Source organism: Massilia jejuensis, assembly GCF_042656795.1.
In the GTDB taxonomy this organism is placed as follows: Bacteria; Pseudomonadota; Gammaproteobacteria; order Burkholderiales; family Burkholderiaceae_D; genus Telluria; species Telluria jejuensis.
In genome coordinates this window covers 47,084-66,561 of sequence record NZ_JBHSMS010000067.1, presented here as the reverse complement: position 1 = coordinate 66,561, position 19,478 = coordinate 47,084, and the positions used below count along the sequence as shown (strand labels likewise).

Sequence of the window (19,478 nt, the reverse complement as noted above, 5' to 3'; positions counted from 1 at the left end):
GCGCCCGCCGCCCAACCCACCGCCACCCCTGCCCCATCGAATGCAAACGGTTAATCAAGCCGCATCCCCCGCACCGCTCGCGATCGGCACGCCGACCGTCAAGCGCCGCCTGCTCGCGATGGTCTACGAGGCCTTCCTCCTGATCGCGGTCGAGGCGCTTGCCGTCTTCATCTACATTTTCGTCACCGGCAACCGCCAGGACCCGGCCTATCGCGCGGGGCTGATGATCTTCCTGTTCCTGGTGACGGGCGCCTATTTCGTGCACGCCTGGAGCGGCAGCGGCTTCACGCTGGCCATGAAGACCTGGCGCATCAAGGTGGTGCAGGTCGGCCGCGCCCGGGTGCCGCTGAAAAACGCGACGATCCGCTACCTGCTGGCCTGGGGCTGGTTCGCGCCGGCGCTGGCGCTGGGCGCGCTGCTCGATTTCCACCGCGCGGCCCAGTGGGCAGCCGTGCTGCTGGCCGGGCTAGCGGCGTGGGGGGCGACGGCCTTGCTGGACAGGGACCGCCAGTTCCTGCACGACCGGATCGCGGGGACGCGCCTGATTGCGTTGCCGAAGGCGGGCAAGAAGAAGTAGGCGGCTGCGTTGCGGGCCGCACGCATCCGCCGGCCCGGCCGCACCGTCAAAAACGTTCGTACTCGGCCAGGTAGCGCCACTGCCCCGCCGGCAAGCCACTCATCGGGATCCGCCCCACCCGCAGGCGCTTGATGTCGGTGACGGTCAATCCCACCGCAGCGCACATGTGCTCGATCTGGCCGGGACGCATGCCCTTGGCGGCGAAGCGCAGCCGCCCTTCGCTCTGCCAGCTCACCTTTATCGGATCGACCGGCTTGCCGCTGAAGCGCAGGCCGTGGTTCAGCAGCGCCAGGCCGTCGGCGGCGATCCCGCCCGACACCTCGACCACGTATTCGTGTTCGACGCGCGCGCCGTCGTCCAGCAGCTTCCTGACGACACGAAAATCCTGGGTGTAGACCAGCAGGCCGCTGGCGTCGGTCTCGAGCGGCGTGCACAAGGTCAGGCGCGCCAGGTGGCGCTTGAGGAAACGCGGCTGGCCGTGGCCGCCGACAACCAGCGTCGCGGGCGTCAGGCAGCCCAGGGCGGATTCGCCGCGCGCGCCGACGCCGGCGTTGACGCCCGCTGGCTTGTGCAGCAGGATCGTGACCGGCGGCGCCTCGTCCATGCTCGCGCCCGGCAGCAGCGCCACGCCTTGCGCGGGCAGCACGCGCGCGGCCGGATCTTCGACCACGAGACCGTCGACCGTCACGCCGCCGTTGGCGATGTAGCGTTCCGCTTGCGCGCGCGAGCACGACGCCAGTTCGGCCACACGCTTGGCCAGGCGGATTGCATCGTCGCTCATTGCGCCGGCCAGTTCTTGAAGAAGGTCTTGAAGGCGCCGACGACCGTGTCGACGTCGCCGCGCGAAATGTCCAGGTGGGTCACCAGGCGCGTGCGCGGGCCGATCGAGGCGCGGATGCCCTGCCCGGCCAGCGCCGCGCGCAGCGGCTCGCAGGCGGCTTGCGGGATGTCGATCCAGAAGATGTTGGTCTGCGGCGTGCCGACGGTGAGCGCATCGATCCCGCCCAGGCCGCGCGCCAGCAGGGCCGCGTTCTCGTGGTCCTCGGCCAGGCGCCCCACGTTGTGTTCGAGCGCGTGATGCGCGGCCGCGGCCAGCACGCCGGCCTGGCGCATGCCGCCGCCCAGCATCTTGCGCCAGCGGATGCCCTGCTCGATGAAGGCTTTCGGACCGAGCAGCACCGAGCCGACCGGCGCGCCCAGGCCTTTCGACAGGCAGACCGACACCGTGTCGAAACCTTTTACGACGTCGCGCAGGCCGATGCCCTGCCTGACGGCGGCGTTGCAGACGCGCGCGCCGTCGAGGTGGGTGGCCAGGCCCTTCGCATGCGCCAGCGCCGTGGCGGCGGCGATGTAGTCCTGCCCCAGCACGCGCCCGCCGATCGTGTTTTCCAGCGCCAGCAGGCGGGTGCGGGCGAAGTGCATGTCGTCCGGCTTGATATAGGCTTCGATGTCGGCCAATGCAATGCTGCCATCGGGCTGGTTGGCGATCGGCTGCGGCTGGATCGAACCCAGCACCGCGGCGCCCCCGCCTTCGTATTTGTAGGTGTGCGCTTCCTGGCCGACCAGGTATTCGTCGCCGCGGCCGCAGTGGGTCATCAGCGCGATCAGGTTGGTCTGGGTGCCGCTGGGGGCGAACATGCCGGCTTCATGGCCGAACAGGTCGGCCGCGAAATCCTGCAGGCGGTTGACGGTCGGGTCGTCGGCATAGACGTCGTCGCCGACCTCGGCGGCGGCCATCGCGGCGCGCATCGCGGGCGAAGGTTGGGTGACGGTGTCGCTGCGCAGGTCGATCCAGTGTTGTTGTTCGTTCATTGTATTCAGTCGTCGGTTGAAACGGTTTCAGCCTGCTCCGCTTGCGCCGCATAGAAACGCCGGCCCATCTCTTCCAGGCCCAGCGTGGACAGCACTTCCTGCAGGCGCTCGCTCGGGCGCCGGCGCGGCAGGTTCTTGTAGGTGGCGACGATCAGTTCGTTCTTCATCGAATGCTCCCAGCCGACCAGTTCCGTCACCGTCACCTGGTAGCCGTGGGCTTCCAGCTGCAGGCAGCGCAGGACATTCGTTACCTGGCTCCCGAATTCGCGCGTATGGATCGGGTGGCGCCAGATCTCGGCGAGCGCGCCCTTGCCCAGGTCCTTGCCCTTGTTCTTGCGCAGCACGGACGCCACTTCGGCCTGGCAGCACGGCACCAGCACCATGTGCCTGGCCTTCTTCTTGAGCGCGAAGTCGATGGCGTCGTCGGTCGCCGTGTTACAGGCGTGCAGCGCGGTGACGATGTCGATCGTCGGCGGCAGCAGGCTCGACGTGGTCGACTCGGCGACCGACAGCGGCAGGAACGACATGTTCTTGAAGCCCAGGCGCGCCGCCAGCGCGGTCGATTTCGCGACCAGCTCGTCGCGTGTCTCGATGCCGTAGATGTGCGAGGCGTCCTCGCGTCCCTTGAAGAACAGGTCGTAGAGGATGAAGCCGAGATAGGACTTGCCGGCGCCATGGTCGACCAGCGAGACGGCGCCCTGCCCGGCGCGCACGCCGTCGAGCAGCGGTTCGATGAAGTTGACCAGGTGATAGACCTGCTTGAGCTTGCGGCGGCTGTCCTGGTTCAGCCTGGCGTCGCGCGTGAGGATGTGCAGTTCCTTGAGCAGCTCGATCGACTGGCCGGGGCGTACTTCGGGCGCAAGCTCCGGAGCCGTCTCCGGCTTCCGGTCAGCGCGCTTCATCGATCCACGCCGCCTGGATGGCTTCCAGCACGCGCTCGCCGCCGCGACTCCGGTCGTCGTCGAAGCCCTCGAGCGCGACGACCCAGTTGTGCAGGTCGACGAAGCGCACCGTCGTGGGGTCCACGTCCGGATACTTCTCGACCAGCGCTTCGGCGATGGCCGTCACTTCGGTCCACTTCATGGCAACTCCCGGTCAGTGGTTCTTTTCAGCCGCGTGGTTGATCGTGTACTTCGGGATCTCGACCACGAGGTCCGCGTCGGCCACGATCGCCTGGCACGACAGGCGCGAGTTCGGCTCCAGGCCCCATGCCTTGTCGAGCATGTCTTCTTCCTTCTCTTCCTGTTCGTTCAGGGACTCGAAGCCTTCGCGCACGATCACGTGGCAGGTGGTGCAGGCGCAGACGCGGTCGCAGGCGTGTTCGATCTCGATGTCGTTCTCGAGCATGACGTCGCAGACCGATTTGCCGGACGGCGCGTCGAGAACGGCGCCGTCGGGGCAGAACACCGGGTGGGGCAGGATGACGATTTGTGGCACGTTGTTACCTCTAGAATAATGTAGATCGTTCTGTCGCCGGGCGCGCGCGAGCCCACCCGGCCGACAGCTTCAGATGTCGTCCAGCGACTTGCCGGCCAGTGCCTGGCGCACGCTCTTGTCCATGCGGCGCGCGGCGAATTCATCGGTGCCGTGGGCGAGCGCCTGGACGGCGTCGTGCAGCGCGTTCTGGCGCACGCCCGGCTCGGCGGCGGTATCGTTCGAGCGCGCCAGCGCATCGGCCACGCCCTGCACCAGCGCCGCCAGCGCGGCCTGCTCGGCCTGGTCCAGCAAGCCGCTGTCGGCGTCGAGCGCCGACTGCGTCGCCAGCAAGATGCGCTCGGCCTCGACCTGCTCCTCGCGCAGCGCGCGCGTCTGCATGTCCACCTGCGCCGAGCTGTACGAATCCTGCAGCATGCGCGCCACCTCGTCGTCGCCCAGGCCGTACGACGGTTTTACCGTGATCGACGCTTCCACGCCCGAGCGCGTCTCGCGCGCGGCGACCGACAGCAGGCCGTCGGCGTCGACCTGGTAGGTGACGCGGATGCGCGCCGCGCCGGCGGCCATCGGCGGAATCCCGCGCAGCTCAAAGCGCGCCAGCGAACGGCAGTCCGACACCAGCTCGCGCTCGCCCTGCACCACGTGCACCGCCAGCGCGGTCTGGCCATCCTTGAAGGTCGTGAATTCCTGCGCGCGCGCGCACGGAATCGTCGAATTGCGCGGGATGATTTTTTCCACCAGGCCGCCCATCGTCTCGATGCCGAGCGAGAGCGGGGTCACGTCCAGCAGCAGCCATTCGTCGCCCGAGGCATGGTTTCCCGCCAACAGGTTGGCCTGGATGGCGGCGCCCAGCGCCACGACCTTGTCCGGGTCGATGTTCGCGTGCGGGATGGTGTGGAAAAACTCGGACACGGCGCGGCGCACGTGCGGCATGCGCGTGGCGCCGCCCACCATCACCACGCCGTCCACGTCTTCGACCGCCACGCTGGCGTCGCGCATGGCCTTGCGGATCGCGTTCATGGTTTTCGCGACCAGGTGTTTGGTGATCTCGGAAAACGTGGCGGCCGTGATCTTCACGTGCACCAGTTCGCCCGAATTCAACACCGCGTCGATCGTCGTTTCGTCGTTGGTCGACAGCAGTTCCTTGGCCTGGCGCGCCTTCACCATCAGCGTCGCCGTGTCTTCTTCGGACAGCGGGGCAAGCTTCGCCTGTTCGGTAATCCAGCAGAACAGGCGGTGGTCGAAGTCGTCGCCGCCCAGGGCCGAGTCGCCGCCGGTGGACAGGACCTCGAAGACGCCCTTCGAGAGCTTCAGGATCGAGATGTCGAAGGTGCCGCCGCCCAAATCGTAGACGGCATACACCCCTTCGGAGCCGTGATCGAGGCCGTACGCGATGGCGGCCGCGGTCGGCTCCGAAAGCAGGCGCAGCACGTTCAGGCCGGCCAGCTGGGCCGCGTCCTTGGTTGCCTGGCGCTGGGCGTCGTCGAAATAGGCGGGCACGGTGATGACGGCGCCGACCAGTTCGTCGCCCAGGGAATCCTCGGCCAGCTGGCGCAGGGTCGCCAGGATCTGGGCCGAGGTTTCGACCGGGCTTTTCACGCCGGCCACGGTGCGGATCTGCACCATGCCTTCGCCGTCGACGAAGTCGTAGGGCAGGTTTTCGGCGTGCGCGATGTCGGCCAAAGCCCGGCCCATGAAGCGCTTGACCGAGACGATCGTGTTCTTCGGGTCGGTGGTGCGGTGGGCCTGGGCCTTGTGGCCGATGTTGGCGTTGCCGTTGGCCAGGTAACGCACGACCGACGGCAGCAGCGCGCGGCCGTCCTCGTCGCTGAGCACTTCCGGGCTGCCGCTGCGCACGGTGGCGACCAGGGAATTGGTGGTACCCAGGTCGATGCCCACCGCCAGGCGGTGCTGGTGCGGCGCGGTCGACATGCCGGGTTCGGAAATCTGCAAAAGTGCCATGTTCGTGTTACCTGGTTGTTGTTTTGTGTGTGTGCTGCGGACCGACGCCGGCGCGGCGCGCGCACCCGGCGTGGCGGCATCTCGTGCGCCGGTCGAACGCGTGGGCGGCACCGCCGCCCACGCGTTCGACCCTGCCCCGGGCGTCCGTTCAGTGCTCGATCGCCTCGTACGCGTACTGTACCTCGTCCCCGAATTTGTCGAGGAACATCAGCGCGCGCACGCCCTGGGCGGCCGCCTCGAAGTCGCCGGCGTCGAGCTGCTTGCCGACCTCGGCCAGCATCGCCCGGCGCTCCATGCGCACCTGCTCGTCCAGGGCGCCGAGCGCGCCGGCATCCCTGGCCGCACGCGCATCGCCCAGCTCCTCGCGCCACGCCATCTGCTGCATCAGGAACGCCATCGGCATGGCCGTGTTCGATTCCGTCTGCAGGTCGACGCCATTGAGCTCGCACAGGTACCGGGCGCGCTTTTGCGGGTTCTTCAGCGTCTGGTAGGCTTCGTTGGCGCGCGTGGCCCATTGCATGGCGACGCGTTTTTCGGCGTCGAGCGCGTTGACGAACTTGTCCGGATGGACGCGGCCCTGGACGTCGCGGTAGGCCTTGTCGAGCGCATCCATGTCGACATCGAACCGGGCCGGCAGGCCGAACAGCGCGAAATGGTTCTGCATCCGGCTCAGATACGGAAGCTCTCGCCGCAACCGCAATTGTCCTTGACGTTGGGGTTGTTGAAGCGGAAGCCTTCGTTCAGTCCCTCGCGGGCGAAATCGAGTTCGGTGCCGTCGATGTAGGCCAGGCTTTTCGGGTCGACGAAGACCTTCACGCCATGCGACTCGAAGACGTTGTCCTCGGGCGCCGCCTCGTCGACGTATTCCAGCTTGTAGGCGAGACCCGAGCAGCCCGTAGTGCGCACGCCGAAACGCAGCCCGAGGCCCTTGCCGCGACGCTCGATGTAGCGGTTGATGTGCTTCGCCGCTTTTTCGGTCAGTGTGATTGCCATGCGTTCCTCTCCAGCTTGGGTCCAGCCATGTTATGCGGTTGCGTGCTTCGTCTTGTAGTCGGCGACGGCGGCCTTGATCGCGTCTTCGGCCAGGATCGAGCAGTGGATCTTCACCGGCGGCAGCGCCAGTTCCTCGGCGATCTGCGTGTTCTTGATGGCCAGCGCCTGGTCCAGCGTCTTGCCCTTGACCCACTCGGTCACCAGCGAGCTCGATGCGATGGCCGAACCGCAGCCATAGGTCTTGAACTTGGCGTCTTCGATCAGGCCCTGCTCGTTGACCTTGATCTGCAGCTTCATCACGTCGCCGCAGGCCGGGGCGCCGACCATGCCGGTGCCGATCGATTCGTCACCCTTGTCGAAAGCGCCGACGTTGCGCGGGTTTTCGTAGTGGTCGAGTACTTTGTCCGAATATGCCATGGTGTTGCTCCTTGAATGCTTGAAACGAAATTAGTGGGCTGCCCATTGGATCGAATTGAGGTCGATCCCTTCCTTGAACATGTCCCACAGCGGCGACAGTTCGCGCAGTTTGCCGACTTTCGACTTGAGCAGCTCGATCGTGAAATCGATGTCCTGCTCGGTCGTGAAGCGGCCGATCGTGAAGCGGATCGAGCTGTGCGCCAGCTCGTCGCTGCGGCCCAGGGCGCGCAGCACGTAGGACGGTTCCAGGCTGGCCGAGGTGCAGGCCGAGCCGGACGAGACGGCGATGTCCTTGATCGCCATGATCAGCGACTCGCCTTCGACGTAGTTGAACGACACGTTCAGGTTATGCGGCACGCGGTTGGTCATGTCGCCGTTGATGTAGGCTTCCTCGATCTCCATCAGGCCCTTGGCCAGGCGGTCGCGCAGCGCCGTGATGCGCACGATTTCGGTGTCCATTTCTTCCTTGGCGATGCGGAAGGCCTCGCCCATGCCGGCGATCTGGTGGGTCGGCAGCGTGCCCGAACGCAGGCCGCGCTCGTGGCCGCCGCCGTGCATCTGCGCTTCCAGGCGCACGCGCGGCTTGCGCCGCACGTACAGCGCGCCGATGCCCTTCGGACCGTAGGTCTTGTGCGCGGTGAAGGTCATCAGGTCGCACTTGGTCTTTTCCAGGTCGATATGGACCTTGCCGGTCGCCTGCGCGGCGTCGCAGTGGAAGATGATGCCCTTTGCGCGGCACAGTTCGCCGATCGCGTCGATCGGCTGGATCACGCCGATTTCGTTATTGACCAGCATGACCGAGACCAGGATCGTGTCCGGACGGATGGCCGCGGCCAGCTGCTCGACCGTGATCAGGCCATTGTCCTGCGGCTCGAGGTAGGTCGCTTCGAAACCGACGCGCTCGAGTTCGCGCACGGTGTCGAGCACGGCCTTGTGCTCGGTCTTCACCGTGATGATGTGCTTGCCCTTGCTCTTGTAGAACTGGGCCGCGCCCTTGAGCGCCAGGTTGTTCGATTCGGTCGCGCCCGAAGTCCAGATGATTTCGCGCGGATCGGCGCCGACCAGGGCGGCGACGTGGCCGCGCGCCTCTTCCACGGCAGCCTCGGCCGACCAGCCGTACATGTGGCTGCGCGACGCGGGATTGCCGAACTGCTCGCGCAGGAAGGGGATCATCTTGTCGGCCACGCGTGGGTCGACCGGCGTCGTGGCCGAGTAGTCCATGTAGATCGGGAAATGCGGGGCCGTCACGAAGCTCTGCTCGATTTTTTTGTCCAAAGGCGCGTTCATCAGTTCACTCCAGTTCTGCTTCAGTTTTGTTCAACGGTGGCGGCGGCGGTGCCGGAATTGCGGTGCACCACCACGACGTTTTGTTCTTTCTGCTTCTGCTGGTCGACCAGGTCTTGCAGCGAGACCGAGTCGAGATAGTCGACCATCTTGGCGTTAAGCGTGGTCCACAGCTCATGGGTCATGCAGCGCGTGCCGCTGGCGGCGTCCGATCCATGGCAGTTTTCCTTGCCGCCGCACTGGGTCGCGTCCAGCGGTTCGTCGACGGCGATGATGATGTCGGCCACCGTCACCTTCCCCGCCGGCCGTGCCAGGCTGTAGCCGCCACCCGGTCCACGGATCGATTCGACGATCGCGTGGCGGCGCAGCTTGCCGAACAGCTGCTCCAGGTAGGACAGCGAGATGGCCTGGCGCTGGCTGATGCCCGACAGCGTGACGGGACCGTTGCCTTGACGCATGGCAAGATCGATCATCGCAGTAACAGCAAAACGGCCTTTGGTGGTCAGGCGCATCGCAACCCCGGTAATGTTAAAATATTGCCCTTGTTCATTTACACAAGTCTTCGGTGGTGCTGCGGAAGACCTGATTAGTTGAACGATTTAGTCAAGTATAGCAAATTTGACGCGGCTTGTCCTGGCGTGGCCAAAACCGCCGGGGCGGTAACGGGAGCGGTAGCGGGAGCGGTGCGGGTGCGATGGCGGGGGCGCCGGCGGGAGGAAGGCGGCGCGTTTCAGCGCGCCCGCAGCAATGCCATCGGCCCGAACAGGCGCTGCATCCCCTGGTGCCCGATGAAGCTGAGGTTATACGGATGCGGGGCGAGCGCCTGGGGCAGGCGCGCCGCCTCCGGCAAGCTGCGCAACTGCTCCGCGATCTTCCCCCACAACACCAGCGTCGGCGGCGCCGGCCGCTCGGCCAGCACCCCCAGCACCGTGTGCAGGAAGGGCAGCCAGGCCCGCGCATCGACGGCCGGCGCCACGTGCCTGCGAAAGACGAGGGCCGCGTTGAGCAACAGGAAACCCTGGGCCGTCAGGTTATCCTGCAACTGCGATAGCGTCTGGATCGCCCCGTTGCCACGGGCGGCCGCCGCCACCGGCGCCAGCGCCGCCGCGCCGGTGTCCTCCACGCGCAGCTGCCCGTCGGCCACCAGCAGCATCTTCATGAAATTGCGCAGCGAAGTGGCCCGGTTGACGGGTTTCGACAGCCCGGCCTCGCTCCACAAGGCGCCGACGGCGCCATCCATGAAGCAGACCCCGGTCGCGCTGTCGGCGCGCGGATACGGCCCCTCCCCTACCAGCACGTAACGCACCCGCTCCAGTGGCTGGGCAAAGGCGGCGAACAGGCGCCCCCGGGTCGGCAGGTAGTCGTCCACCGCCAGGGCCGGCAGGTAGCCCGGTTTGGCGGCGGCGACGGCCTCGAGGCCGCGCAGCAGGTGGGGCCGCCAGGACGCGTCGGCGAGGTCGAGGGCGGCGAGGATGGGGGCGGGAATCGGGGAGGCGAGAATCGGGGAGGCGGGAATCGGGGAGACGGACATGGTCGGTGGTGGCGAAACGGGGCTCGACGCGGCCCCATGAACGGGAAACGGCGCACGCGCCGGGCGTGCGCCGTCGTTCTCGACGCCGCTTATTCGGCGTCGGGCTGCTTCGACGGATGCGCGGCAGCGAAGGCCGGCAGGTCGACGCACAGCGCATCGATGCGCGCGATGTTCGAATAGACCGCGAGGTCGATGTCGAAGCGCCGGGCGTTGTACACCTGCGGTACCAGGAAGCAGTCGGCGATCGTGGGCGAGCTGTCGTGGCAGAAAGGGCCGGCCGCCGGGTCGCGCGCCAGGTGCGCTTCCAGTCCGGCCAGGCCTTCGCTGATCCAGCGACGGATCCAGGTGTTTTTCTGGTCCTCGCTCAGGCCGAGCTCGCGCACCAGGTAGCGCAGCACGCGCAGGTTGTTGAGCGGGTGGATGTCGCAGGCGACGATCTGGGCCAGCTCGCGCACGCGCGCGCGGCCCGGGGCGTCGTGCGGCAGCAGCGGCACGGCCGGATAGCGCTCGTCCAGATACTCGATGATCGCCATCGACTGGGTCAGCGTGATGCGCTCGTCCTGGAAGGCTGGCACCAGGCCGCTCGGGTTAATCTGGCGAAATTCTTCCCGGCGCTGCTGGCCACCCTCCTTGAGCAGGTGCACGGGCACCGTGTCGTAGGACAGGCCCTTGAGGTTCAGGGCGATGCGCACGCGGTAGGCCGCGGAGCTGCGGAAATACGTATAGAGCTTCATGCTTTCCTCCCGTGATAATGCGCGACTTCGTGATCGATGGCGCCGAAGATGCTGGCGCCCTGCGCGTCGAGCATCTCGATGCGCACGCTGTCGCCGAAGCGCAGGAACGGCGTCCTCGGGGCGCCGTGCTCGATGGTTTCATACATGCGCAGCTCGGCCAGGCAGCAGTAGCCGACCCCGCCGTTGGCGATCGACGAGCCGTGCAGGTTGCCCTGCTTGTTCGACACCGTGCCAGAACCGATGATACTGCCGGCGCCAAGTTCGCGCGTCCTGGCGGCATGCGCGATGAGCTGGGCGAAGCTGAAGGTCATGTCCTCGCCGGCGTTCGGCTTGCCGAAGGCTTCGTCGTTGATCGTCACCAGCAGCGGCAGGTGCAGTTTGCTGTCCTTCCAGGCCGCGCCCAGTTCGTCCGGCGTGACGGCCACCGGCGAGAAGGCGCTGGCCGGTTTCGATTGATAGAAGCCGAAGCCCTTGGCCAGCTCACCCGGAATCAGGTTGCGCAGCGAGACATCGTTGACCAGCATGACGAGGCGGATCGCCCTGGCCGCCGCCTCGGCGCCTATGCCCATCGGCACGTCGCCCGTGACGACCGCCACTTCCGCTTCCAGGTCCACGCCCCAGTCCTCGGAAAGCACCGCGATCGGATCGCACGGGCCGATGAAGCAATCGCCGCCGCCCTGGTACATCAGCGGGTCGGTATAGAACGAGGCCGGCACTTCGGCATTGCGCGCCTTGCGCACCAGCTCGACGTGGTTGATGTAGGCCGAACCGTCGGCCCACTGGTAGGCGCGCGGCAGCGGCGAATGGCATTCCATCTCGAGGAAGGATTCGGCCTTGCCGGCGCTGCCGTCGTTGAGTTTGTCGTAGACGGCCTGCAGCCGCGGGGCCAGCGCATCCCAGTCGTCGAGCGCCTGCTGCAGGGTGCGTGCGACGGCCGGCACAGCCTGGCAGGTCACCAGGTCGCGGCTGACGACGACCAGGGTGCCGTCGCGGCCACCGATCTTGAGTGTGGCGAGTTTCATGGTCGAGTTCCTCGTTGCAAAGTTGCCGCCATTACAAATCAAATCGGACTATCATACAAACAATATTTTTCGTCCGATTTATCAGACTATCTTATGAATCCAACCCTGCGCCAGATGCGCGCCTTCGTGGCGCTTGCCAGGACCGGCAACTTCACGTCTGCCGCGGCGACCATGCACGTCACCCAATCGGCCCTGTCGGGCCTGATCAAGGAGCTCGAACAGACGCTCGGCGCCCGTGTCGTCGACCGTTCCACGCGGCGCATCGCCCTGACCGAGATCGGACGCGAGCTCTACCCGCTATTTAGCCAGATGATCGATGACCTCGACGGTGCGCTGGCGAACGTGGCGGACCATACGCAGCTGCGAAAAGGCGTGGTGCGCATCGCCGCGCCACAACTGATGTGCTGCACCCTGGTGCCCGAAGCGGTCGCCGCCTACCGCGCCGGCTTTCCCGACATCGATGTCCGGATTGCCGACAGCGCCGTCGAGAGCGTGACCGCGCGGGTGCTCTCGGGCGAATCGGACATCGGCATCGGCCCCGAACGCGAGGCCGTGCCGCAGCTGGACGCACGCGAACTGTTCGAGATGCCTTTCTCGCTGGTCTTCCCGCGGGGCCATCCGCTCGAGGAGAGCGGGCGCGTCACCTGGCAGGACGTCGGGCGCTACCCGTTCATCGCGCTGCAGGGACAATTTACCCAACGGCTGCTGGCCGACATGGACGCGCTGCTGCGCGAGGCCTCCCTGAAACCGGCCAACGAAGTGAGCTTCATGACCACGGCCCTGGCGATGGTCAGCGCCGGGCTCGGGATCACGGTCTGCCTGCCGTATGCCGAGCCGCTGGTGCAGCTGTACAAGCTGCACATGCGCCCGCTCGAGGAGCCGCGCCTCACGCGCCGCTTCTTCGTCTATACGCGCGCCGGCCGTTCGCTGTCGCCGGCGGCCGACAGTTTCATCGATTTCCTGTTTCCGTACGTGGACGCCAAGCGCGGCGTGGCGCGGACAACCGGCCCGAGCCTGCAGTAACGGCCGCGCCGCGCTAGAATCCGGGCATCGTTTCCGGCGGAGTTCCCCGATGTCCCACAACACCATGGCGATCAACCAGCGCATGGATCGATTCGACGGCTGCGACACGGTCTGGCTGTTCGGCTACGGTTCGCTCATCTTCAAGGCCGATTTTCCTTACATCGAACGGCGCGCTGCCGCGATTTCGGGCTGGGCGCGCCGCTTCTGGCAAGGCTCGCACGACCACCGCGGCACCGAAACGGCGCCCGGGCGCGTGGTGACGCTGGTGCCGCACGAAGGCGCCGTCTGCCACGGCATGGCCTATCTCGTCACGCCCGAAGAGTTCGCGCACCTCGACCACCGCGAGAAGAACGGCTACCTGCGCCTGGCGGTCGAGATCGCCTTCGACGGCGGCGGCGGCGCGAACGGCCTGGTCTATATCGCGACCCACGAGAATGCCGCCTTCCTGGGTCCGGCCAGCGAGCGCGAGATCGCGCGGCAGATCGCCGCCGCGCGCGGGCCGAGCGGACCCAACAGCGAGTACCTGCTGGAACTGGCGCACGCCTTGCGGGCGCTGGGCCGGGAGGATGCGCACGTGTTCGAGATCGAGCGCCAGCTGGCGCAGCTGGCCGACGGCTGAGCGCTTTGGCGGACACGGCAGGCCAGGCTTGCCATGACGGCCGCTGCGCGCGGGATTAAAATGCGGCTTGCCTCCCTTTGTCTCGACCATTTGCGTCGATCATCTGGCTCCATCCTTTATTCCGATAAGAAGCGTCCCATGGAAACCAACGACCAGCGTTACCTCGTGCAACAGAACAAGATTGCCGACGGCGACAAGAAGCCACCCGTGTTTGCCAAGGTCATGCGCAGCAAGGAAGGCAAGTTCGAAGGCGTTTCCTTCATCAAGAACAAGGAAAAAGCCACGGTCATGACCGTGGCCCAGGCCCAGGAAGTGATCGACTGGGCAGCCAGCAGGAAGGCCAACGCAAAAGAATATACGACCAGGGTCATCTGCCTGGGACAGTAAGCCTTCGGCGGCGGGCCGGCGCCGCGCCCTGGCCCCGCAGCGCCGAAAGTCCGCGTCCGCGACGATGGGACAAGGCAGGCTCATGTAAAATGCAGCGCTGGTCAACATGCATGCCGTCCCGCCCCCTCAACCGTCGATTGCCATCATGTCCACTGTCAGCAAGCCCGTGAACCTGGCCGGTTCCGCCCTCACCCGCTCCTGTCACGCCTGCGCCTTTTTCCATACCAAGGAAGAAGAGTACCAGGTGTTGCTGCCCTTCATCATGGAAGGATTCGAACGGGGAGACCGCGCCTTTCACATCGTCGGTCCGGGGCACCGCGCCGAGCACCTGGCGCGGCTGGCGCGGGAAGGGGTCGACACCGGCGCGGCCGAAGCGCAGGGCACGCTCGAAGTGTTGAACTGGCGCGAAACCTATCTCAAGGATGGCCGCTTCGACCAGGACCTGATGATCGAGACCTTGCTCAAGATGATCGATCCGGACAATGCACCGCCGGGAAAAATGTCGCGCAATATCGCCAACATGGAGTGGGCGCTCGAAGACCGCTCGGGCATGCACGACGTCGTCGAGTACGAGGCGCGCCTGAACCAGGCATTGCCCGCGCAGCATGACCCGGTCGTCTGCACCTACGACCTGTCGCAGTTCGACGCCAGCGTCGTCATCGACATCATGCGCACCCATCCGATGGTCATCATCGGCGGCATCCTGCAGGAAAATCCGTTTTTCGTGCCGTCCGGGCAGATGCTGGAGGAATTGCAGGCGCGCAGGGACGCCGGAATGGGCCGCGCCGGTGCCGGCGCCGCAGCCTGAGACCGCGTCGGCCTATGCACCTCCCGGAAGACGCCGTGTCGGAACTGGACAGCCTGCGCCGCACCACGCGCGATCTCGTCGCGATCACGACGCTGCCGGCGGTGTGGAGCAAGCTCGCTCCGCAGGGCGTGATCGCGAGCCTGGCAAAGGTCTTGTCGAACATGCTCGACCTCGAATTCGCCTGCGTCCGCCTGCATGAAGACGCCGCCGGCGAGGCGATCGACGCCATGCACAGCAGCCGGCCCGGCGCGCAGGAACGCTTCCTGCCGCTGGCGCAAGCGGCCCTGGCAAACGCCGCGGCACGGGGCGATAGCGCCGAGCCCATCCTGCTGGCCCACCCGATCGACGGGCAAATGCTGCGCGTGAGCGTGGTCCGCTTCGGTATCGCGGGCGATATCGGCACGCTGGTCGTCGGCGCGGCGCGGTCCGATTTTCCCTCCGAGCACGAGCGCCTGCTGCTCGGCGTCAGCGCCAACCAGGCGACGGTCGTGCTGCAACGCCACCTGGCCGAGCGCGCGCTCCTGCGCAGCGAAGCGCGCTTCCTCGACCTGGCCGATACCGCCCCGGCCATCCTCTGGGTAACCGAGCCCGATGGCAATTGCTCCTTCCTGTCGCGCGGCTGGCATGTCTTCACCGGCCAGGACAAGGAAGCAGGCCTGGGCTTAGGCTGGACCGCCGCGATCCACCCGGACGACCGCGACGCGGCACGCGAGGCCTTTATCGACGCCAATGCGCGCCGGGTCGCCTTCAGCCTCGAACACCGGCTCCTGCACGCCGACGGCAGCTACCGCTGGGTCATCGACGCCGGCCGCCCGCGGCTTTCCGCCGCCGGCGACTTCCTCGGCTTCGTCGGCAATGTCCTCGACATCAGCGATCGAAAGCGGGCCGAGCAGACGCTGCAGGAGACGCGGGAAACGCTCTCCGCCGTGTTCGAGGCCTTGCCGGTCGGCGTGGCGGTGGTCGACCAGTCCGGCGAGGTTGTGCTTTCCAACAAGGAAATGCAGCAATACCTGCCCACCGAGGGCCTGCCCCCGCTGCACGCGCCCGCCCGGTACGAGCGCTGGCGCTCCTTCCATGCGGACGGGCGCCCCCGTGTGCGCGCCGAGTTCGCCGATGCGCGCGCCCTGCGCGGCGAACGGGTCGTGCCCGGCATCGAGGCGCTCTACAGGAAGGACGACGGCAGCGAAATCTGGACCCAGGTGGCCGCGGTGCCGCTCAAGGGCAGCGACGAGTCGCCGAACGGCCTGGTGTCGATCGTCACGAACATCGATGCTTTCAAGCGCACCGAAGCGGCGCTGCGCCTGGCCGAAGCGAACCAGCGCTCGCTGTTCGACGAGGTGGCCAAATCGAACAAGAACCTGAGCGAATTCCTGGCCGTCCTGGCGCACGAGCTGCGCAATCCCCTGGCCCCGATCCTGACCGGCCTGGAAATCATGCGCATGCGCGCCGACAGCCATGACACCGTCAGCAACGTGCGCGGCATCATCGAGCGCCAGGTCAAGCAGCTGTCACACCTGATCAACGACCTGCTCGACATTGCGCGCGTCACCAACGGCAAGGTCGACATCAAGAAAAAAGCGAGCGACTTGAACCTCATCGTCGCCAATGCCGTCGAGACCAGCCTGCCCCTGATCGAGAAAAGCCACCACAGGTTCAGCCTGGCACTGCCCGATGGGCCGCTGCCGGTCAGCGCCGATCCGACACGCATTGCCCAGGTGATCGGCAACTTGCTGACCAACGCGGCCAAATACACGCCGCAGGGCGGCAACATCCGGCTCGTGGTCGAGCGCGATGGCGGCGAGGCCGTCGTGTCGGTGCATGACGACGGCATCGGCATTCCCGCCGAATCGCTGGACATGGTGTTCGACATGTTCAGCCAGGTCGGACGCAACATGCAGCACGCGCAAGGCGGCCTGGGGATCGGGCTGTCGCTGGTGCGCCAGCTGGTCGCCCTGCACGGCGGCACGGTGGCGGCGATCAGCGCCGGCGCGGACCGGGGCAGCACCTTCGTCGTGCGGCTGCCGCTCGACCTGGGCGCTGCGCCGGCCAGCGCGCAGGCCGTGGCGGCCCGCCCCGGCGCCGCGCCGGCCAAGGTCTTGCGCATCCTCGTCACGGACGACAATGTCGATGCCGCGACGACCCTGGCGGCCCTGCTCGAGATGCACGGCCACGAGCTGCGCATCGCCCACGATGGGGCGCAGGCGCTGCAGATAGCGGCCCAATTCCGGCCCGAGGTCGTCTTCCTCGACATCGGCATGCCGGGCATGACCGGCTACGAAGCCGCGCGTCGGCTGCGGGGCATGCCGGAGCTCGAGCGCAGCATCATCGTCGCCGTCTCGGGCTGGGGTGCCAAGGAAGACCTGAGCCGGTCGAGGGAGGCCGGCTTCGACATGCATTTCACGAAACCGGTCGCCCCCCAGCACCTGAGCGATTTCCTCGATTCCCTGCAGCGGCAGTGAGGTAAAGGCGCGCCTGTGCGCCGCTCAAAACAGATCGAGCTGCCCCGCCCTGGTGCCGCCCGCCTTGCCCGGCGCCGCAGGCACCACCAGCGCAGGCCGGAACTGGAGCGCGTCGAGCCGCGCCAAGCGGTTGCCGGGCTGGCCGAGGCCAAGGCGCTCGACTTTCTTTACCTAGTGTCGCCCCGGCCTTCTTCGTATTTGCTCGACAAGGCCTCTCCCCACGTGCTTTATGGGTGCATGAACGGCTGATGAGGATTCCAAGACGGTGCATTCCATGCACTTGTTTGGTGCGGTTCGCCCATAGCGCTAGTTATTTGCTGATAAATCAAGCTGTTAGCGTCGAACATCGAGCGGTCCGGATCTTGCTTGGAGACACACTCTTGTCTCAGTCTCGCACTTATTTAGAAAGTCTTTCAATGGATGCACTCAAAAATGGCGCCGATACCCTGTTCATTCTCCTGGGCGGGATCCTGATTCTGGCGATGCACGCCGGGTTCGCTTTCCTCGAGCTCGGTACGGTCCGCAAGAAAAACCAAGTCAATGCGCTCGTAAAGATCCTGGTCGATTTTGCGGTCTCGACTATTGCCTATTTTTTCATCGGTTACACCATCGCCTATGGCGTTAATTTCTTCTCCGATGCGGCCACGCTCAGCTCACGCAATGGGTACGAGCTGGTGAAGTTTTTTTTCCTCCTGACCTTCGCGGCTGCGATCCCTGCGATCATCTCCGGCGGCATCGCCGAACGCGCGAAATTCCACCCGCAACTGGTGGCGACCGCGTTACTGGTCGGTTTTGTTTACCCATTTTTCGAGGGGATCGTCTGGAACCACAACTTCGGCATCCAGGCATGGCTCAAGGCGAGCTTGGGCGCCGAATTTCATGATTTCGCCGGCTCGGTGGTGGTCCACGCGGTCGGCGGCTGGGTGGCCCTGCCGGCGGTGATGCTGCTCGGCGCGCGCCGGGGCCGCTATTCGAATAGCGGTGCAATTGCCGCCCACCCGCCGTCAAGCATTCCCTTCCTGGCGCTTGGTTCCTGGGTACTGGTGGTCGGCTGGTTCGGCTTTAATGTGATGAGCGCGCAGACCCTGGACAAGATCAACGGTCTGGTCGCGCTCAATTCGTTGATGGCGATGGTAGGCGGCACGCTAGCCGGCGTCGTCGCGGGCAAGAACGACCCCGGCTTTGCCTATAACGGACCGCTCGCCGGCCTGGTCGCCATTTGTGCCGGGTCGGACCTGATGCACCCCTTCGGCGCGCTGCTTACCGGTGTCATCGCTGGCGGCGTTTTTGTCTGGATGTTCACGCTTACACAAAACAAGTGGAAGATCGACGACGTGCTGGGTGTGTGGCCCTTGCACGGCGTATGCGGCGCGTGGGGCGGCATCGCGGCCGGCATTTTCGGCCAGCACGCGTTAGGCGGACTGGGCGGAGTTTCCTTTTTCGCGCAGTTGCTCGGCACGCTGCTGGGCATCACGATTGCAGTCGCGGCCGGATGGACCATCTATATCATACTGAAGAAGACCGTCGGCATCCGCCTCGATGCCGAGGAGGAGTACAACGGCGCCGACCTGTCGATTCACAAGATCAGCGCCACAGCGGAACGGGAGACGAGCTGGTGACAGGGACATAGCTGGCGTGCGAGGATCATCCTTCCACGCGCTGTCAATCCTATGGCTGCGCCGCATCGCTACCAGGCTATTTGCTCGCTGCGGCGGAGTAGCCGGTCTGCTTCGCGCGGCAACGGGCGAACATGATCCGCAAGGGCCAGTTCGCAATCGACGGCGCCGATGCAATGTCGTTGACCGACCAATTTTCTGCGCTGGTATGCAACTTCAGCCCCGTGACCCCGGCCTTGCCGATGAAAGTTACCGGAATCTGCTAAACCTGAAGTCAGTTCAGAATTTTTCTACCAACCCTCGAATGCTTATTGCAGTTACAGATTGGACGCACGTCTTCTTGCGTGCTAGGTTGAATTGTCATGCATGTAAACTACGACACCTTATTCAGAGCAGGCGATGAGGTTTTTCATCCGCAAAGATCGTACGATCTTATCTGTGCCAAAAGCAAGGGTTACCTTCTTGCCTGCCGCTCTCACAAGTAGCGTTTGCCAATGCGCGCGTTTCTCACGAGGGCTGTCCACAGGTTTGATCAATGAGCCAAACTCAAGCAGGATCAAGCCGGGAGGACGATGGACTGCACGAAGACGCACAACCTTGCTGGGCCTGTGCGCGCTGCTTTCATCCTGTTCCGGTGACCAGGCGCCCGAGACGTCTGCGACTGCTGCGCGTAGCGCTCAGGCCGATCTAGCCAGGTCAGCCAGCGTCCAGGATCGGCGCCATGCGCTGTTAGAAACCAGGGTGGTGAACAATCCGGTACCGCTCGGTCAAGCCGGTGAGGGTCCGAACGACCGAGCGGC

22 protein-coding genes are annotated in these 19,478 nt (G+C 65.8%); 8 read left to right on the top strand and 14 right to left on the bottom strand.

Annotation, left to right across the window (positions count from 1 at the left end; genetic code table 11):
- On the top strand, positions 1-577 hold a 577-nt coding region (locus ACFPOU_RS19975; RefSeq protein ID WP_379725421.1), incomplete at its 5' end, for an RDD family protein.
- A gap of 46 nt (positions 578-623) precedes the next feature.
- Here ACFPOU_RS19975 and ACFPOU_RS19970 read toward each other — a convergent pair.
- The 14 genes from ACFPOU_RS19970 to ACFPOU_RS19905 form a co-directional block, all read right to left on the bottom strand.
- Positions 624-1,358, bottom strand: coding sequence for an rRNA pseudouridine synthase (locus ACFPOU_RS19970; protein ID WP_379725419.1), 735 nt, complete (start codon positions 1,356-1,358; stop codon positions 624-626).
- A complete protein-coding gene (ltaE, locus tag ACFPOU_RS19965) occupies positions 1,355-2,389 on the bottom strand; it encodes a low-specificity L-threonine aldolase (RefSeq protein WP_379725417.1) in 1,035 nt (344 codons plus the stop codon). Before ltaE ends, ACFPOU_RS19970 begins: the two co-directional genes overlap by 4 nt.
- A 5-nt stretch (positions 2,390-2,394) precedes the next feature.
- Positions 2,395-3,291 (bottom strand): class I SAM-dependent methyltransferase, encoded by an 897-nt coding sequence (locus ACFPOU_RS19960; protein ID WP_379725415.1) that lies wholly within the window; start codon positions 3,289-3,291, stop codon positions 2,395-2,397.
- Complete coding sequence (iscX, locus tag ACFPOU_RS19955) at positions 3,278-3,472, bottom strand: Fe-S cluster assembly protein IscX (protein WP_379725413.1); 195 nt, start codon at positions 3,470-3,472, stop codon at positions 3,278-3,280. Before iscX ends, ACFPOU_RS19960 begins: the two co-directional genes overlap by 14 nt.
- A gap of 12 nt (positions 3,473-3,484) precedes the next feature.
- Positions 3,485-3,826 carry an ISC system 2Fe-2S type ferredoxin gene (fdx, locus tag ACFPOU_RS19950; RefSeq protein ID WP_379725411.1) on the bottom strand — a complete coding sequence of 114 codons (342 nt, stop codon included), beginning with the start codon at positions 3,824-3,826 and terminating at the stop codon, positions 3,485-3,487.
- Positions 3,827-3,895: 69 nt separating this feature from the next.
- Entirely contained in the window at positions 3,896-5,785 is a 1,890-nt protein-coding gene (gene hscA, locus ACFPOU_RS19945) for a Fe-S protein assembly chaperone HscA (protein WP_379725409.1), read from the bottom strand.
- A 148-nt stretch (positions 5,786-5,933) separates the two neighbouring features.
- A complete protein-coding gene (hscB, locus tag ACFPOU_RS19940) occupies positions 5,934-6,449 on the bottom strand; it encodes a Fe-S protein assembly co-chaperone HscB (RefSeq protein WP_379725407.1) in 516 nt (171 codons plus the stop codon).
- A 5-nt stretch (positions 6,450-6,454) separates the two neighbouring features.
- Positions 6,455-6,778: an iron-sulfur cluster assembly protein IscA gene (gene iscA / locus ACFPOU_RS19935; RefSeq protein WP_379725405.1), complete on the bottom strand. Its 324-nt coding sequence runs from the start codon at positions 6,776-6,778 to the stop codon at positions 6,455-6,457.
- Positions 6,779-6,808: 30 nt separating this feature from the next.
- Positions 6,809-7,195 (bottom strand): Fe-S cluster assembly scaffold IscU, encoded by a 387-nt coding sequence (iscU, locus tag ACFPOU_RS19930; protein ID WP_056333406.1) that lies wholly within the window; start codon positions 7,193-7,195, stop codon positions 6,809-6,811.
- Positions 7,196-7,225: 30 nt separating this feature from the next.
- Positions 7,226-8,482 (bottom strand): IscS subfamily cysteine desulfurase, encoded by a 1,257-nt coding sequence (locus tag ACFPOU_RS19925; protein WP_379725401.1) that lies wholly within the window; start codon positions 8,480-8,482, stop codon positions 7,226-7,228.
- 20 nt (positions 8,483-8,502) lie between these two features.
- Positions 8,503-8,991, bottom strand: coding sequence for a Fe-S cluster assembly transcriptional regulator IscR (iscR, locus tag ACFPOU_RS19920; protein WP_379725398.1), 489 nt, complete (start codon positions 8,989-8,991; stop codon positions 8,503-8,505).
- Positions 8,992-9,209: 218 nt separating this feature from the next.
- Positions 9,210-10,010: a uracil-DNA glycosylase family protein gene (locus tag ACFPOU_RS19915; RefSeq protein WP_379725395.1), complete on the bottom strand. Its 801-nt coding sequence runs from the start codon at positions 10,008-10,010 to the stop codon at positions 9,210-9,212.
- A gap of 89 nt (positions 10,011-10,099) precedes the next feature.
- Positions 10,100-10,744, bottom strand: coding sequence for a maleylacetoacetate isomerase (maiA, locus tag ACFPOU_RS19910; RefSeq protein ID WP_379725392.1), 645 nt, complete (start codon positions 10,742-10,744; stop codon positions 10,100-10,102).
- Complete coding sequence (locus ACFPOU_RS19905) at positions 10,741-11,766, bottom strand: fumarylacetoacetate hydrolase family protein (protein WP_379725389.1); 1,026 nt, start codon at positions 11,764-11,766, stop codon at positions 10,741-10,743. The genes maiA and ACFPOU_RS19905 overlap by 4 nt, the downstream gene beginning before the upstream one ends.
- Positions 11,767-11,859: 93 nt before the next feature.
- Between ACFPOU_RS19905 and ACFPOU_RS19900 the strand changes: the two genes are divergently transcribed.
- The 7 genes from ACFPOU_RS19900 (at position 11,860) to ACFPOU_RS19870 (ending at position 18,944) form a co-directional block, all read left to right on the top strand.
- Positions 11,860-12,789, top strand: a complete 930-nt coding sequence (locus tag ACFPOU_RS19900) for a LysR family transcriptional regulator (RefSeq protein WP_379725386.1) — start codon at positions 11,860-11,862, stop codon at positions 12,787-12,789.
- Positions 12,790-12,838: 49 nt separating this feature from the next.
- On the top strand, positions 12,839-13,408 hold the full coding sequence (locus tag ACFPOU_RS19895) for a gamma-glutamylcyclotransferase (RefSeq protein WP_379725383.1): 570 nt from the start codon (positions 12,839-12,841) through the stop codon (positions 13,406-13,408).
- Between the two features lie 138 nt (positions 13,409-13,546).
- Positions 13,547-13,795, top strand: a complete 249-nt coding sequence (locus ACFPOU_RS19890) for a hypothetical protein (protein ID WP_379725380.1) — start codon at positions 13,547-13,549, stop codon at positions 13,793-13,795.
- Between the two features lie 145 nt (positions 13,796-13,940).
- Positions 13,941-14,603: an MEDS domain-containing protein gene (locus ACFPOU_RS19885; protein WP_379725377.1), complete on the top strand. Its 663-nt coding sequence runs from the start codon at positions 13,941-13,943 to the stop codon at positions 14,601-14,603.
- A gap of 14 nt (positions 14,604-14,617) precedes the next feature.
- Complete coding sequence (locus ACFPOU_RS19880; protein ID WP_379725375.1) at positions 14,618-17,062, top strand: hybrid sensor histidine kinase/response regulator; 2,445 nt, start codon at positions 14,618-14,620, stop codon at positions 17,060-17,062.
- 416 nt (positions 17,063-17,478) lie between these two features.
- Complete coding sequence (locus ACFPOU_RS19875) at positions 17,479-18,681, top strand: ammonium transporter (protein WP_379725372.1); 1,203 nt, start codon at positions 17,479-17,481, stop codon at positions 18,679-18,681.
- A 131-nt stretch (positions 18,682-18,812) separates the two neighbouring features.
- Positions 18,813-18,944 (top strand): hypothetical protein, encoded by a 132-nt coding sequence (locus ACFPOU_RS19870; protein ID WP_379725369.1) that lies wholly within the window; start codon positions 18,813-18,815, stop codon positions 18,942-18,944.
- Positions 18,945-19,478: the final 534 nt, after the last annotated feature.